At 51.9% G+C, this 14,090-nt stretch carries 16 protein-coding genes; 5 read left to right on the plus strand and 11 right to left on the minus strand.

Annotated elements, in window-relative coordinates:
- Nucleotides 1-124: 124 nt before the first annotated feature.
- The 5 genes from flhC to ACL2XQ_RS15575 all read right to left on the minus strand — a co-directional run bounded on the left by flhC (nt 125) and on the right by ACL2XQ_RS15575 (nt 4,876).
- Nucleotides 125-706, minus strand: coding sequence for a flagellar transcriptional regulator FlhC (gene flhC, locus ACL2XQ_RS15555; protein WP_410015420.1), 582 nt, complete (start codon nt 704-706; stop codon nt 125-127).
- A 2-nt stretch (nt 707-708) separates the two neighbouring features.
- The gene (gene flhD / locus ACL2XQ_RS15560) at nt 709-1,059 is read right to left on the minus strand and encodes a flagellar transcriptional regulator FlhD (protein WP_410015421.1); all 351 of its coding nucleotides are present in this window, start codon (nt 1,057-1,059) and stop codon (nt 709-711) included.
- A 1,122-nt stretch (nt 1,060-2,181) separates the two neighbouring features.
- Nucleotides 2,182-3,564 (minus strand): alpha,alpha-trehalose-phosphate synthase, encoded by a 1,383-nt coding sequence (otsA, locus tag ACL2XQ_RS15565; RefSeq protein ID WP_410015422.1) that lies wholly within the window; start codon nt 3,562-3,564, stop codon nt 2,182-2,184.
- Complete coding sequence (gene otsB, locus ACL2XQ_RS15570; protein WP_410015423.1) at nt 3,561-4,349, minus strand: trehalose-phosphatase; 789 nt, start codon at nt 4,347-4,349, stop codon at nt 3,561-3,563. The genes otsA and otsB overlap by 4 nt, the downstream gene beginning before the upstream one ends.
- A 269-nt stretch (nt 4,350-4,618) precedes the next feature.
- Nucleotides 4,619-4,876, minus strand: a complete 258-nt coding sequence (locus ACL2XQ_RS15575) for a hypothetical protein (protein ID WP_410015424.1) — start codon at nt 4,874-4,876, stop codon at nt 4,619-4,621.
- 455 nt (nt 4,877-5,331) lie between these two features.
- Between ACL2XQ_RS15575 and rcsA the strand changes: the two genes are divergently transcribed.
- The gene (gene rcsA / locus ACL2XQ_RS15580) at nt 5,332-5,967 is read left to right on the plus strand and encodes a transcriptional regulator RcsA (RefSeq protein ID WP_410015425.1); all 636 of its coding nucleotides are present in this window, start codon (nt 5,332-5,334) and stop codon (nt 5,965-5,967) included.
- 85 nt (nt 5,968-6,052) lie between these two features.
- Here the strand turns inward: rcsA and dsrB are convergent, their stop codons facing one another.
- On the minus strand, nt 6,053-6,250 hold the full coding sequence (dsrB, locus tag ACL2XQ_RS15585; protein ID WP_410015426.1) for a protein DsrB: 198 nt from the start codon (nt 6,248-6,250) through the stop codon (nt 6,053-6,055).
- 182 nt (nt 6,251-6,432) lie between these two features.
- Between dsrB and ACL2XQ_RS15590 the strand changes: the two genes are divergently transcribed.
- The 4 genes from ACL2XQ_RS15590 (at nt 6,433) to ACL2XQ_RS15605 (ending at nt 9,815) form a co-directional block, all read left to right on the plus strand.
- Nucleotides 6,433-6,666 (plus strand): DUF2525 domain-containing protein, encoded by a 234-nt coding sequence (locus ACL2XQ_RS15590; RefSeq protein WP_410015427.1) that lies wholly within the window; start codon nt 6,433-6,435, stop codon nt 6,664-6,666.
- Between the two features lie 522 nt (nt 6,667-7,188).
- Nucleotides 7,189-7,983 carry a mannosyl-3-phosphoglycerate phosphatase-related protein gene (locus ACL2XQ_RS15595; RefSeq protein WP_410015428.1) on the plus strand — a complete coding sequence of 265 codons (795 nt, stop codon included), beginning with the start codon at nt 7,189-7,191 and terminating at the stop codon, nt 7,981-7,983.
- Nucleotides 7,984-8,033: 50 nt separating this feature from the next.
- Complete coding sequence (locus ACL2XQ_RS15600) at nt 8,034-9,254, plus strand: glycosyl transferase (RefSeq protein WP_410015429.1); 1,221 nt, start codon at nt 8,034-8,036, stop codon at nt 9,252-9,254.
- Between the two features lie 189 nt (nt 9,255-9,443).
- On the plus strand, nt 9,444-9,815 hold the full coding sequence (locus ACL2XQ_RS15605) for a helix-turn-helix domain-containing protein (RefSeq protein ID WP_410015430.1): 372 nt from the start codon (nt 9,444-9,446) through the stop codon (nt 9,813-9,815).
- 600 nt (nt 9,816-10,415) lie between these two features.
- On the opposite strand, the gene ACL2XQ_RS15610 is transcribed toward ACL2XQ_RS15605, so the two are convergent.
- The 5 genes from ACL2XQ_RS15610 to kdgT form a co-directional block, all read right to left on the minus strand.
- The gene (locus ACL2XQ_RS15610; RefSeq protein ID WP_410015431.1) at nt 10,416-10,547 is read right to left on the minus strand and encodes a hypothetical protein; all 132 of its coding nucleotides are present in this window, start codon (nt 10,545-10,547) and stop codon (nt 10,416-10,418) included.
- Between the two features lie 335 nt (nt 10,548-10,882).
- Nucleotides 10,883-11,269: a DUF305 domain-containing protein gene (locus ACL2XQ_RS15615; RefSeq protein ID WP_410015432.1), complete on the minus strand. Its 387-nt coding sequence runs from the start codon at nt 11,267-11,269 to the stop codon at nt 10,883-10,885.
- 14 nt (nt 11,270-11,283) lie between these two features.
- Nucleotides 11,284-12,360 carry an FAD:protein FMN transferase ApbE gene (gene apbE, locus ACL2XQ_RS15620; protein WP_413728539.1) on the minus strand — a complete coding sequence of 359 codons (1,077 nt, stop codon included), beginning with the start codon at nt 12,358-12,360 and terminating at the stop codon, nt 11,284-11,286.
- Nucleotides 12,361-12,540: 180 nt separating this feature from the next.
- Nucleotides 12,541-12,840: a hypothetical protein gene (locus tag ACL2XQ_RS15625; protein WP_410015434.1), complete on the minus strand. Its 300-nt coding sequence runs from the start codon at nt 12,838-12,840 to the stop codon at nt 12,541-12,543.
- 170 nt (nt 12,841-13,010) lie between these two features.
- Nucleotides 13,011-13,997 (minus strand): 2-keto-3-deoxygluconate transporter, encoded by a 987-nt coding sequence (gene kdgT / locus ACL2XQ_RS15630; RefSeq protein WP_410015435.1) that lies wholly within the window; start codon nt 13,995-13,997, stop codon nt 13,011-13,013.
- Nucleotides 13,998-14,090 lie beyond the last annotated feature (93 nt).

A 14,090-nucleotide genomic window follows, 5' to 3' on the forward strand; every position in this document is an offset into this window, starting at 1 on the left:
TCCGTTCTCCCGGTAAAAAGATGTCGGCCTGCACGCAGCACATCCGGGAAACCGAACGACGACAGTCTTGGCAAGCTTATGCCAGGATATCGTCGTGGATGTCGTCATCCGTTAGGATTGCCCATCACACCGCATGCTGCGCCTGCTCATCCAGCAGCTTGGTATTGATATCGGCCGCTACCGGCAAAAGTTTACGTCTTTTTACCGCCCGGGACGGCGGCTGGCACAAACTGCAGACAAACCCGTAAATGGGCTGATGAGCATAAGTGATAAAGTGGCCATGGCAGTGGCTGCACGGGGTTAGCTGCAGCATGCCGCTTTCGACAAACCGCACCAGGGTCCAGGCGCGGGTCAGCGCCAGTATCGGCTGTTCACCGTCCTGCTGGGGACACTGCTCAAGGTATAACCGGTAGGCCCTGATCACCGCTTCAACACCGGTGCATTGCCCGTTTTGCAGCAACACCTGGAAAATATTGTAAAACATCGACGAATGAATGTTCTGTTCCCAGGTCATGAACCAATCGGTTGAGAACGGCAGCATACCCTTGGGCGGAGGACTGCCGCGCAGCTCCTTGTACAATTTGATCAGTCGACCGCGACTAAGCTGCGTTTCGCTTTCCAACATTTGCAACCGGGCGCCCAACGTAATCAGCTCCATAGCCAGCTGAATATCCTTCGCTTCCTGGACAATACTTTTGCCGGCCATCGCTATGCCCTTTTCTTAGGCAGATGGTTGTCTTTTGCCGCCAGCCGTTCCTGTAGTTGACTGGATAGCAATATGCCGGTGTGGATTTGCTGTAATTCGTCCACGCGGGAATCCTGCGTTAATTGCGTAATGGTTTGGTGATCGTCAAAACGAAACAGGCACAATAGCTGATTCGTTTCGGCCAGTTTAACCATTTGCGGCAAGGTCAGTTTCAGTAAAACATCGGCCATGGTATCGTTAATCCCCAGCCGAAACATTGCCGACGCTTTTTCCTGGTTGATCAAACGCTGCGCCAATAATAAATATGATAAATTTATATCGTAAACATGTTTACGTATTTCACTCGTATTCATTTTCCCATCCCTCTAGACTATGTTTAAAAACATAACTTGGGTGATAAAATATCGCCCGGTATCCGGGGATTTTTCCCCTGGGTGGCTAATGAAATCAACGATACCGTACATACTTAAATTGTCCGGTAATCGAAGCGGCTAATTATAAAAGCCGTACCGTTAAATATTCTTGGTGTAAAATATGCCCAAAATTAACATGATTCATTAAGGTTTCTTCCGTGAAACATTTTTACAATTTAGTGAGATTATTCCTAATTGCGCCGCAACTCTAACGCCGATTCTGTCGTTCATACAATCTACCCCTGGGCAAATTTTAGATAAAGTGTGATCTAGATCACAGAAATTTAGCTTACTTGATCAGAATTGCTACTGGTCTGATGTGATTGCTGATCAAAAAATGAACACAAAAAAAGATTGCAACAAATTTTTAGCAAAAATCCCCGCACAATCAGCGGATTCATCTGATCATATTGATTTTGACAGAATATCATTCGAAAAAACAAATTCGCACCCTAAAATATCTTTTAAAATTAAATTCATCAGTATTAATGCTGTTTTTTCAGGATAAACGTCATGGATACATCAATAACATTATTGAAACATACCAACGGCTTTTGCCCGTCAGGGTCAGATTCTTTTGTATTAAAAATGAACGATTTTACAGGGGAATGTTAACAATGGAAGGAATGAGATTGGGGAGGGAAATGATACGTAAACATTTATGTGGCTGTTAAAAGGATGAGGGCGTGCCCACAACCCAAAATAGCCATGTATGATTATCATCGGCATACTTATTCAAAACTTGAGATAAAACTGATCAAAATATTCGCAAAATATGCAGTAACTCTTTATTTTAGATCGTTTTTTATACCAGGGGATTTGCAACGCCGCGACGGGTATTTATGTCCACGTCCGTTAGGGAAAATAAGGGTGATAACGCATAACGTTATCATACAGCTACAAAAATGCCGCCGTAATTCCGGTCCGGGTTTACGGCGGCTATACGTTGAGCAGGGCTATGTCACGGACCCCGGGGCAAGCGTCCCGCTGGCCGGGACCTATGCCGTTCCCTCCGCCCCCGGCCAGCGTAAGGGCGCGGCGGCGGGTACGGGACGATAGGCTTTAATGCGCCGCCGTGGTGGCCGGAACGGCTTTTAAGTCATTCAGGAACGATTGACGCCAGTGTACGATGTCATTTTTATTAATCACCTTCATCATTTCCGCATGGCGAGAAATGCGCTCTTCCAGCGGCATACAGAGCGCTTTATCCAGGGCGGCGGCGACACCGTCGCGGTCATAAGGATTCACCAGCAACGCCGAGGTAAGCTCGTTGGCGGCCCCGGCAAAACGGGAAAGAATCAGTACGCCCGGATTGGCGGGATCCTGTGAGGCGACATACTCTTTCGCCACCAGGTTCATCCCGTCGCGCAGCGGGGTGACCAGGCCGACTTCGCAATGGCGGAAAATCTTCATCAGCAGGCTGCGTTCATAATGCTGGTTAAGATAGAATAACGGGGTCCATTCCAGCGTTGAGAAATGGCCGTTAATCCTGCCGGCTTCCGTCTCCAGTTCGTGACGAATATCCTGGTAGGCCTGGACGTCGCCGCGCGAAGTGGGCGCTATCTGGAAAAAACGTATATTGCCGCGGTGCTGTGGATAGTTCTCAAGCAGGGTCTCGAAGGCCTGGAATCGCTCCGGCAAACCTTTGGAATAATCCAGGCGATCCACGCTGATAATCAGCTTGCCGTTCATTTTATCCCGCAGATGCGCAAGCTTAGGCGGCAGCGCCCCTTCCGCCAGTTCACGGATACTGTCCGGTTCCACGCCTATGGGATACACGCGCACCGTGACCGATTTGCCATAGGCGGCAAAGCGGTCTTCATCCAGTTGCTCCACGTCGGTCACCAGCGACAGGTTTTCAATAAAGGCCAAACGGTCGGTTTCCGCCTGGAAACCGATGAGATCATATTCGCACAGCATTTCCAACAATTCTTTTCGCGGCGGCAAGGCATTGAATATTTCCGAGGTCGGGAACGGGATATGCAGGAAAAAACCAATGCGATTGGTCATGCCCAGCTTGCGGCAGGCGGCGGCGAAGGGTAACAGATGATAATCATGGATCCACAGGATATCGTCGTCTTCCACGAGAGGCTGCAAACGTCCCGCCAGCTTCTCGTTAACATGGCAATAACCGTCATAATCCTCACGCTGGTATTGCACCAGGTCCAGGCGGTAATGAAACGCCGGCCAGATAACGGTATTGGAAAAATTGAGATAATATTGATCATATTCGCTTTGGTTCAATGTGAACGCAGCAAACGTAATGTTGTCCTGCTGGTGTTTCTCCAAAGGAAGCTCTTCTTCGCTGATTTTGCCGTTCCAGCCGAACCACAAGCCGCCCGCGTCCTTCAGCGAATCCATAATGCCGACGGCCAGGCCGCCCGCGCTTTCTTTTTTACCTTCCATAGCCGCAATACGGTTCGATACTACTATTAAGCGACTCATAAATCCTCCCCAACCGAGCTTTTGGTTTTAATAGAATAATTATCTTGTTGTTTAAGCAATGACAATAGCCAAAGATGAACGTGCCCCACATCGTCCAAATGATAACGCGCCGCGGTAGCGCCCGGTCCGACCTTTATTGAGATGCCGTTCAGGGCGTTGACCTGGATAAATCCGGCTTCGTCCGTCAAGTCGTCGCCGATAAACAGCGGCGTTCTTCCGGCAAAAGGGCTTTCCTGCATAAAGGCCTGGATGGCGGCGCCTTTGTCGACGCCCTTCGGCTTGAGCTCCACGACGCATTTGCCCGGCTGCAGGGCCAGTTCCGCATAACGGCGGGCAAAGGTTTCAGCCACCGCCATGATCGCGTCTTGATATTGCGGCGCCTGGCGATAATGCAAGGCATAGGCCATGCCTTTTGCTTCAACATGGCAGCCGGGAAATGCGGCGATGGCCTGCGTCAGTTCCCGTTCAAGCTTCATCGCCAGCTCCGGCGATAAGTCGGTGCGGTGGATTTCTCCGCGCGCGTCCCGGCGTTCAGCGCCGTGCACGCCGGCCGCAGGGCCATGCAGTGGCGCGCTGAGGGCGTCGAGTTCCGTTAAGGAGCGGCCCGATACCAGCGCCACGGCGCCCCCGCCGACGCTGGAGATGGCATATAAAGTCTGTTTGATATTATCGGGGATGGATACTAATTCGGGCCGTTTTTCAATGGGAGCCAGGGTGCCGTCCACATCAAAAAAACAGGCGAAGGTGTCCAAGGGTATCGGGGGTAGCGAATCACTGTCTGTCATACCTGTTATCCTCCTGTTACCGCGAGCGAGCAGCATTCCGGGCGCATCGCTGGATAAGTGGTTGCGCTACAGCGCATTAGCACAGCCCGGATGACAAGTGGTAAGCGGTAACAAAGGAGTGAGAAGCATTGAGGTGAATTTTAAAATCGTCGTTCTCCTTGAAACTGCGCTGGCGTTATCGCGGAACATAAGGCGCAAAGAAAACGCTTTTGCATGGCCGGTAAGGCATGCTTTCTGTCCCACCTGTCCTTCGGGCGGCAGTGAACACTTTAGTTAGTATAGACAATAATTTTTGATCTGTCATAAATGGCGGCAAACGCCCCGCCCGGCCAAGCAATGGCAGGCAATACTTCAACGTTATAGATAGGTTCCATTTCATGATAGCGTCTCTGCTGGCCTAAATGCGGTAAAAGCGGCCCGGAAAAGTCAAAAATTGTATATAAAGTTAAATACGCCTTGACGTATAAGGCTAAAAAAAAGGCATTTTGCTCAAAAATCAGACAAATATAAACGATAATCAGTTTCATTTATACGCACATATCACTTAAGTAATTAATTATTAATAGAAAAAATCTGAAATAGCCATAGATCGGCGTCATATTGTCAACCGCCATGAACATAAAAAATCATACAAAAAAGTCCATGAATTTTTCTTATGTTTATTTTGACTAATTTGTAATATCATTTTCCGAACAAACCGCTTGCCTTTAAACGGAAGCGCCTGCCGCTTGGCAAAACGTGCGCAGTTCCTTCGCGTGGCGGCCAGCAAAAGCGTTACCTGCCTTGAACGGTGCATCGTTAGACTTAAGTCAAATTTATCGATTCACTTTTGGGAGAGCGGTCTCAAAAAAATATCGTTGAACTTAATTGTGAATTGTTGTTAAAACATTAGGTAACTGTGAAGCTTTATGAAATCTACAGGCCAATAAGAAGCATTTTATCGTTGCTAAAAACAGATAATCAAATTAAATGAGGGTGCGCTATGCCAACGATCATCATGGATTCATGCAGCTATACCCGCCTTGGTCTTACCGGATTTTTGACGGATACCGGTGTAAAAAAGCGCAATATCAATATCGTAGCTGATATCGGCCAGTTGCAGACAAAATGCACGCGCGTGAAGCCTGATGTGGTTTTTGTGAATGAAGAGTGTTTTATCCATGAACCGGATGCGACGGATAGAATCAAAAAGATCATTACCCAGCATCCCGATACGCTGTTTTTCATTTTTATGGCAATGACCAACATCCATTTTGAAGATTATCTGTTTGTGCGTAAAAACCTGATTATCACCTCGAAATCGATTAAGCCCGAGACGCTCAATTCGCTGCTTACGGGCTGCAATAAACATAAATGCCTGGATGACGGCGCCCACAAGTCGCCGGTGGATTTGAACCCGGTGCGGTTAAGCCAGACCGAATCCAATATGCTGCGCATGTGGATGTCCGGTCACGACACCATCCAGATATCGGACCGCATGCAGATCAAGGCCAAGACGGTCTCTTCGCATAAAGGCAATATCAAGCGGAAAATCAAGACTCATAACAAGCAGGTGATTTATCACGTCGTGCGGCTGACGGACACCGTGACCAACGGCATTTACGTTAACGTACGCTGACCATAGGCCCCGTCGCTTTAATGCCTGGGCGCGCGGGGGCTTTTCGGTATCAGGGCGCCGCCTGATACCGTTTTTTTACGTCGTACTAGCGCTCCTCCAGCAAGGGTTCAACAAAAATGCCGTCAGGATGGCTGGTCTCGTTAAAAAACCAAATGGCGGTAGGATAATCATCCAACGCCACCAGATACATCACCCCTTCGCTGAATTCTTCTATGGCCTGGATTTTGCCTTTACGCCGTGGCCCGCCATCGGTTTTCACCGTCACCCGATCGTGTAATTTCATGACTTACCTCTAAATATGCCCGATAGCTAGTTTAGTATAAAACACCCCGTCCAGTCAGCCCGTACCCGATCGGCCGGGACATTTATTCCACCCCGACCAACGTACGCAAGGCGATCCAAACCCGCGGCAAAAGCTATACTTAACAGGTACGTTTTTGCTGGTCTTCACAGAGGGGAAACATCATGGCCTTTGCCAAAGAATTCAATGAACAGCTGCAGCGAGAAATAAGTATAGACGTGGATGCGTTGCTACAGGCGGTCAGGGAGGCGGCGCAAGGGGAAATACATGAACACCAGAGCAATGAACACGCCCATATGGTCACGGCCGACGGGCGCGAATTTAACACCTACGGCGCCCTGGCGGAAGCCTATGACCTGGATATACGCGATTATACCGTGGCGGAAGTCAATCGGTGACCATGGCGGCCTGGCGGCAGCGATAAACACAGAAAAAGACCCCGGCCGATCAGGCCGGGCGAAAAAAAGCATATTCCTTTGCGGGGTGCATAAGGAATTTTAAAGTTCGTTACACTAGGAAATCAAATTACCCGCCCATAGTAGCGGCATCACTTAATTTGGCAAGTAACATAATGGTTGCTACTCTATCGCATTACGCACCACAACCGCGCCAAAAAGGGTCATCACGATGAAAAACACCTGACCTCCCCGATAATAATTGTTTATTTTCATATGATTATTAAAAATAATTAGATTTTGCGCCCAATTTTTCCACGCTGGCCCAGCCGGTATTACGCGCTGTTTTTTAGGATTATTCTTAATGATACTTTAGGAAAAATGCTGCTTTACAGCACATCGGCACGATTAGCTTGACCCGAATCCGGCGAACATTTGCCGCTTTCGCGGCAATCCATCGTATATACTCAGTTTTATAAGATGACGTCAGCCCATTGTCACAACTGTCAAAAAGGCGGGAAAAACATGCCAAGTCTCACCGACCCGTTAGTGGTCATAACCGATTTGGACGGGTCGCTGCTCGACCATCATACCTACAGTTGGCAACCTGCCGCGCCCTGGCTTGATAGGCTTAAGGCCCATCATATCCCCGTGGTGTTTTGCTCAAGCAAGACCACCGCCGAGATTGTGCCGCTGCAAGAGAGCATGGGGCTGTCGGGAACGCCATTTATTGCCGAAAACGGCGCGTTGTTACAGCTTGACGGCGAACTGTCCGGCAGGATCATGGGACAGGACTATGCCGCGGTACGCGCGGCGATGGAACGGCTGCGGCAGGAATACGGTTTCAAATTCTTCGGCTTCGGCGACGTTGATGAGAAGCTGGTCGGCGAATGGACCGGGTTATCCGCCCAAGACGCGCTGCTGGCGCAGCGTCGGCAGGCCTCGGAGGCCTTTATCTGGCGTGAAAGCGACGAGCGGCTGCGCGACTTTACCGACCTCCTGGCCAAGGAGGGCCTGGCGGTGACCCAGGGAGGACGGTTTTATCACGTGATGTCGCAAGGCAGCAGCAAAGGCGCCGCGGTGCGCCGGCTTTTGCAGCACTATCGTCAGCAGGACGGCCGCCCGTGGCAATCCATAGGCCTGGGCGACGGGCCAAACGATATTTCGCTGCTGGACGCGGTGGACTATGCGGTCATCATTCGGGGTTACACGAAAACGCCGGTCACCGTCAGCCCGCAGCAGCGGTATGTTTATCGCACCAACGCCTATGGACCGGAAGGCTGGTGCGAAGGGATGGATTATTTTATTACCTCGGCTTAATCAGAGTCGGATAACAATTTTAAGAAAAAAAAAGCTTGGGGAGAAAACGCATGAGTGATTTTCATCAAAATGGAATTATCGCCAATTTTCACAACCTCTCCGATCGCAAGGTCGAGGAGTTAGAAACAGAGCTGCTGGGGTTTGCCAAAAAGCGCAAAATGGGTCTGATCCTGCCGTCGCTGTTTTCTGAGCTTGAAGGACCGGCGCTGGCCCATATCGTTGATGAATTGGCCAAAGTGCCCTATCTGGAGGAAATCGTTATCGGGTTGGATCGCGCCGACCGCGATCAATTCCTTTTTGCCCGGGATTTTTTTTCCCGGCTGCCTCAGCATCACCGCATTCTTTGGAATGACGGACCGCGGTTAAAGGCTATTGACGCCGAGCTGGAAAAAGAAGGACTTTCTCCCACCGAACCGGGAAAAGGACGCAACGTCTGGTTCTGCACCGGCTATACGCTGGCGTCGGATCGTACGCTGGCGGTGGCGCTGCACGATTGCGATATCGTCACCTACGATCGCGGCATGCTGGCCCGGCTGCTGTATCCCGTGGTCCATCCCAAATTCAGTTATGAATTCTGTAAAGGCTTCTATGCCCGGGTGGCCAACGGCAAGATGAACGGACGCGTCGTGCGCTTACTGGTGGGGCCGCTGCTGCGTTCGCTGGAAAACGTCTACGGCCAATCCCCGTACCTGGATTATCTCAACAGCTTCCGCTATCCCCTGTCCGGCGAATTCGCCATGCGCACCCGCGTCATGCATGATATGAAAATCCCGGGGGATTGGGGGCTGGAGATTGGGTTATTGTCCGAGATTTACCGCAACTACTCGCCAAATCATATTTGCCAGGTGGAAATCGCCGATAATTATGACCACAAGCACCAGCCCCTGGCGGAAGAGGATGGCTCCGGCGGCCTTAAGCGCATGAGCAACGATATTATCCAGTCCCTGTACCGTAAGCTGGCCACGATGGGCGTCAATTTAACCAGCGACTCCTTCCGGGTGCTCAAGGCTACCTATTACCGCAATGCGCTGGACATCCTGGAGTTTTATCATCATGACGCCATCATGAACGGACTGAAATTCGACCAGCACAGCGAGGAGGCGGCGGTGGAATTGTTTATGCAATGCATCCTTGACGCCGGACAAGCCTTTATCGAACGCCCGAACGATAAACCCTTTATCCCGAGCTGGAGCCGGGTGCAATCCGCTTTCCCCGATATTATGCAGCGCATCTATGATGCGGTGGAGGAAGATAATAACGGCGACGTATAGTCGCGGCTGGCGGCAAACAGCGGGGCCGCTGGCATGCGGCCCCCGGTTTGCCCGCCACCGGCTTTCGTTATGCCGCAGGGTGATGAGTCATGCGCGGTGATACCCTGCTCATCATGTGGCTGGCTGTGCCATAAACCCGTTATTGTCTTTGTGCTAAACCGGTCATCGTCCGGGCGGAAAAGAATGATTATGCGCGAACTGAAACCGAATGAACCTCTGGTCGCCGCCCTTGCGCAGTGGATCGAGGATCATCTGGACCGGGATATCGCCTTGCCTGAGCTCGCCGCCCGGTCAGGGTATTCGGTATGGCATATGCAGGGCGTGTTCCGCGCGACCACCGGCATTGCCGTCGGTCGTTATATCCGCGAGCGCAAATTGACGGAAGCCGTCTATCGCCTGCGCAATAGCGACAACAGAATCATGGACATCGCCCTCGATTATGGCTTTAACTCCCAATCACAGTTCACGACGTTGTTCAAAAAATATTTTGGCATCACGCCGCAGGCGTGCCGTAACGATTGCTCGCTAATATTGCCATTAACGCCGCCGCTGCGTTATTAAGCAGGAAGGTCAAGGATCGCCCGGACGAGGGCCTGTCTATTTCTGGATAAAAGTGTTATTACAAATGAATTAATTTAATTCACGCCACACGCGGATCACGGCATTAGCGAGACTGCATGATGCTAATTAAATCAACGTCTTTGCTCTTTTAAATATTCACTTCATTATGTGATATTCAAATAAGCATATCGTTATTCAATTTTAATTTCCGCTTACACGCTAAAACATGACTGAAATAAATAGTAATTCCCCAAGTTTAGCGTACTATGTATAAGTAAGATTAATTTCCCTGGTGTAACTTAAGAAGTAATGTTGCCCGCTTTTTTCGGCGGGCTTTTTTACCACGCCCCATAACGCATTGATATACCATTCCTTTTTTCTGCCTCTTTTCTTGGAAGTTGCTAAGATTTTATTTTTTGAAATCATCATTTGTCTCTACAGGCGACTTTAAATATCAGCAACACTAATCACACATCACCACGACACTGCCCGGCGTAGGCAAAATGCCCGTCGTTATCCAATTTATTATGCCGCGGGCGATCTTTCCAGCATACCGGGGAAGGCGCCTGGCATAATGTCAGGCGCTGTGGACAAAAATGCTTAAATTTTACAGCCTTCACAATCGTCCTCTGCCGAAAAGGCTTCCGGCACTTCCTTGGCTTTTTGTTCGGCATGTTCCTGCGCCTTGGCCAATTCGGCATCAATATCAAATTCAAAAATATCATCGTTCATGGTTCAAATATCCCGTTAGTGAGCACCGAGGACAGTATAACCAATTGCGTATAAAAACGTTAACCCTGCGAGCCCTGGATAAAAAAACCCGGCCATTGCCGGGTTACGTCGCGAAAAAAATGCAGGGTCAGATTTCGAGCCCTTTCTTGCTCTTCTTGTCCGCGCGCTTTTCCTTCAGTGTCTTCTCCGGTCTCTTCTTGGCTGACTTGTCCTTACCTCTACTCATAAACACCTCGCTTACTTGTCAGATTTAGGGGGTTGACCAAAAGACTTCCCGATAACACCCGGGCCACCTAGAGTTATCAAACCTGGACGCTAAATGCAAGAAGGAACGATTACCGCGCTTTATCGGGATGATCCTTCAGCCAGTTGTTCATGGTATCGATCTCGGCTTTTTGCGCTTTAATCACCCTCTCCGCCATCTGCCGCATCCGGGGGTCCTTACCGTATTTTAATTCGGTCTCCGCCATGGCGATAGCGCCCCGGTGGTGTGGAATCATACCGCGGGCAAAAGCGACGTCGGGGTCTTGGGCTTTCACCCCTTCCGCCATATCCTTATGCATGTCCTGCATGGCGGCCATATAGTCCTGGCTGGACTTACTGAGCCCGGCCGCCGACCCATGATCCATGTTCATGCCGGGCATGGCGTCGTCAGCCCAAACGGAAGACGACGCGCACGGCAAGGTTAACATCAACAGCGACAGCATCACGTATTTGCTCATATTCCCTCCTGTTATTATTTATGCCCGGTCTCGGTCGCGGCGTCATCCTGACCGATGATATAAGACTTGAACTGCGGCGACATCCAGGCGGTAAAACCATCGGCGGAACGGGTGATAAGATAAACCGCCAGACCCTGCTGCTCGGCCAGCGCCTGGGCTTTTTCGGTGCCCAGCACCATCAGTCCGGTATCCCAGCCGTCCGCTTCCAGGGCGGTGGGCGCGATAACCGTGGCCGACACCAGCTTATGTTCAATTGGCCTGCCGGTCGCCGGGTCGATGATATGCGAGAGCCGTTTTCCCTGCAATTCATAGTAATTGCGATAACTGCCCGACGTACTGATGCCGTGTCCCTGCAAATCGACTATAGCCTGGGCGCCGATTTCCCGATCGGTCGGCCGCTGGATCGCCACGCGCCACGGTATTCCCTGCGGCGAAAGACCGCGCGAGATCACGGCGCCCCCCACCGAGACCAGATAGCGGGTAATGCCGCGCCGTTCCAGCAGCGCGGCGAGATGATCGGTGGCGGCGCCCTCGCCCAGCGTGGACAAATCCACATACAGGTCCGGCAGATCTTTTTGCAGCCATTGCCCCTGGCTATCTTCGATAAGCCTCAGGTGGCGCAGCCCGACCCGGGCGCGGGCACTGTCGATGTCCTGCTGTTCGGGCAACGCCCGCGGCTGTTTATCCGGACCGAATCCCCAGAGATTCACCAGCGGCCCGACGGTGATATCCATGGCGCCGCCGGTTTTCACCCCGATACGCAGCGCGGTGGTGACAATATCGGCCATATTGGCGGTAATGGGCTGCGGATCGGTGCAGCGGTACTGGTTGAAACGCGACAAAACCGTGTCCTGTTGATAAGTCGACAATTCATGGTTGTCCTGCTCCAGTTGCCGGGCGATGCTGTCCTTTAATCCCTCTAGGGCCGCCGGCGGAGGCGCGGCCAGGGTGACGCGGTAAAAGGTTCCCATTGTCCGCCCTTCGGCGACCCACGCCTGCGCGGCGTCCGGCGGCGCGGGTCGGTCGCACCCGGCCAGCGTCAGAACCACCGGAGCCCCGATGATCAACAGTATTGCTGCATATCGCTTCATGAATTTCCCTGTTCCACCCTGAAATAAACCGGCCAGCGCCGCCAGCGCTATCTTAATACGTCTGACTGGCTTTGCAAAAATCAGACCGTCATCGGCGGGTATAAGAAAGAAAGCACGATCCCGGCGGGGAACCGGGATCGTGCTGGGTGGAAACGGGACGGGCCGGCAAAAAACGCGGGATCAATGGTCCGGCTGCGTGCCGCCCTGCGCGTAGTTAAACATCCGCTGGACGATTTCGTCGGCACCTTTGATAATTTCGGAGAGATGTTTATCGCTGCGGTTCACTGCCTGGGAATAGGCAATCTCATGCGCCTCGTCGACCATGGTGATGATACGATCGCGGGTTTCGGCATCGATATTGCCCAATATCGTGGTAATCACCACTTGATAGGCATGGGACGTGACGGTAAGCAACTCTTCACGGGCTTCCAGCGCCTCGATGCGTTTGAGCAGCGCGTCATAAAGCGGATCGTTGGCCATATTTTCTCTCCCAGTGTCATTCGGGCAGGCGCCCGACACCCGCGGCCGCATTGGCCGGCGGATGATGTATCGGCTTTTTATTGTTATTGCCAACAGCCAGTATAGTCAACAAAAGATGGCGGGAGCGTGCAACGCCCGGCGGCGTTGCGCTGACGATCGCATGAGCGGCGCTAATCGGCAGAGACGGTGGGCGCATGGGCGCCATCTTGTCCCCGTCTGGCCCATTTGGCCCACAGCGCGGTGAGGATGGGCACCAACACGGAGGTGACGATAACCGCCGTGGCCACCAGCGCCGTGGCCGACGCCACCTGGCTTTTAAATACCGGATTCATCTCGGCGATTAAAAACGGCGTGGCCGCCGCCGCGCCGGCCGAGCTGGAAGCGGCAATCCCGGCGGTGCCGTCGCCGCCGCCAATAAATTTATCAGCCAGGATCAAGGGAATGCCGGTGACGATAATAACGCCCACGCCCAGCAGGATCCCCAGCAGTCCGGTATCGCGGATCACCGATAAATCAATGGCGCTGCCCAGCGAGAAGGCAAAAAAGGGAATCAGCGCCGGCACCGCGCGGCCAAAAAACGCGCGCAGCTCATCATCCAGATTGCCCAGGATGAACCCGAGAATGAACGGCAGCACCGCGCCCAGGAATAGCCTGGGTTCAAACGATGCCACGCCGGCGGACCCGAGGATAATCATCGTCAACAGCGGACCGGATTCGATGGACATCAGCACAAAGGCGGCTGAATCTTCTTTACTGCCGTATTGCTGCATCAGCGAGGCATAGAGCCCGCCGTTGGTCATGTTCATCGACGCGGCCAGCACCAGGGCGGAAATGCCGGTAAAAAAGCCGCTTTGCACGCCGTCCAGCGGCAGGAAGCGTGAGGCAACCAGCGCCACCACCCAGGCAGTGAGGGTTTTAACCGCCACCAGGGTACCGGATTTTTTCAACACGACGCCGGATGCGCGTAATTGAATGGTGGCGCCCATGCAAAAGAACCAGACCCCCAGAATGGGCACCGTGCCTTTCAGGATGCCGTTCGTAAATGATCCAAAATACGCGCCCGCGTGCGGGTAGAAGGTATTGATAATCGCCCCGATGAACAGGGGAACCAACATTAACCCGCCGGGAATTTTATCTAAGCTTTGTTTGATTTTCATACCGCACCCATAAGAAACGCCATGCCTTAAAAAATGAACCAATATTTCATTTTTGAATGATACGACGTATTCCTTCAGGCTAAATGTGATCTT

Origin of the sequence: Sodalis sp. RH14, assembly GCF_047324285.1 — a bacterium.
Classification (GTDB): Bacteria; Pseudomonadota; Gammaproteobacteria; order Enterobacterales; family Enterobacteriaceae; genus Acerihabitans.